Raw genomic sequence first — 235 nt, 5'->3', positions numbered from 1 at the left:
ATTTGATAACTTTCGTTATCAATGGAGCCTAGCGGGATCGAACCGCTGACCTCCTGCGTGCAAAGCAGGCGCTCTCCCAGCTGAGCTAAGGCCCCATAAGAAAATTATGAAATTTTCATAAAAGAATGGGCCTAAATGGACTCGAACCATCGACCTCACGCTTATCAGGCGTGCGCTCTAAACCAGCTGAGCTATAGGCCCATAAGCCATTCTTTAACAGAGAGTAAATCTCTGG

General features: G+C 47.2%; 2 tRNA genes. Both read right to left on the bottom strand.

Going from position 1 to position 235, the window contains the following annotated elements:
- Window positions 1–22: 22 nt before the first annotated feature.
- Window positions 23–95, bottom strand: a tRNA-Ala gene (locus NOU10_RS09355).
- A gap of 31 nt (window positions 96–126) precedes the next feature.
- Window positions 127–201 (bottom strand) — tRNA-Ile (locus NOU10_RS09350).
- Window positions 202–235 lie beyond the last annotated feature (34 nt).

Origin of the sequence: Ligilactobacillus sp. MP3 (assembly GCF_024436335.1) — a bacterium.
GTDB lineage: Bacteria > Bacillota > Bacilli > Lactobacillales > Lactobacillaceae > Ligilactobacillus > Ligilactobacillus salivarius.
This window is presented reverse-complemented; position numbering and strand designations above follow the sequence as displayed.